General features: G+C 71.6%; 2 protein-coding genes. Both read right to left on the bottom strand.

All coding sequences use genetic code 11. The features are described from left to right. Positions 1 to 225, bottom strand: coding sequence for an ATP-binding cassette domain-containing protein (locus FUT87_RS23415; protein WP_222617253.1), 225 nt, complete (start codon positions 223 to 225; stop codon positions 1 to 3). Between the two features lie 13 nt (positions 226 to 238). Then, a complete protein-coding gene (locus tag FUT87_RS23410) occupies positions 239 to 571 on the bottom strand; it encodes a GntR family transcriptional regulator (RefSeq protein ID WP_310735313.1) in 333 nt (110 codons plus the stop codon). Positions 572 to 652: the final 81 nt, after the last annotated feature.

Genomic DNA, 652 nt, shown 5'->3' with positions numbered 1-652 from the left:
TCAGCAGCCGGGCGCGGTCGCATGCGGGTCCAGGCCCAGCACGCGGAGCTGGCCGGTGGGCTGCTTCAGGCCGACCAGCGTCTTCATCAGCGTGGTCTTGCCGGCGCCGTTGTGGCCGAGCAGGCCGACGACGCGGCCGGCGGGGATGGAGAAGGTCAGGTCCTGCAGGGCCGCCTTGCGGCCGTAGTGGAGGCTCAGGTGGCTGGCCTCGATGAGCGTCTTCATGCGTCCTCCCAATTCAGGTCCTGGGGGCGGAGGCCCAGGCGGCGAAGTTTCTCCCGCAGGCGGGGCCATTCCTCCTGGAGGAACTGCTCGCGCTCGCTGCGCAGCAGCCGGACGCGGGCGCGTCGCGGACGTACATGCCCAGGCCGCGGCGGCTCTCGACCAGGCCCTCGTCCACGAGGGCCTGCAGCGCGCGGCTGACGGTCAACGGATTGATGAGGTACTGGCTGGCGAGCGCGCGCACGGATGGCAGCGCCTCGCCCTCGGGGGGATCGCCGTCCAGCAGCTGCGACGCGAGGCGGTCGGCGAGCTGCTGATAGATCGGCGCTTGATCGTTCCAGCTGTGCATGACGCGAGGCGCCGGGGCGCCGGTGTGTTGCTGATGTAGCACACCATATCAACCGCCCCCGGCCCGCCCCCAGCGGGGGCG

The sequence above is a fragment of the Mitsuaria sp. TWR114 genome (assembly GCF_007997345.1).
This window is presented reverse-complemented; position numbering and strand designations above follow the sequence as displayed.

Bases quoted from the DNA above. Each gene is read 5' to 3' on its own strand.
- FUT87_RS23415 (WP_222617253.1), bottom strand. From the start codon at position 225: ATGAAGACGCTCATCGAGGCCAGCCACCTGAGCCTCCACTACGGCCGC.
- FUT87_RS23410 (WP_310735313.1), bottom strand. From the start codon at position 571: ATGCACAGCTGGAACGATCAAGCGCCGATCTATCAGCAGCTCGCCGAC.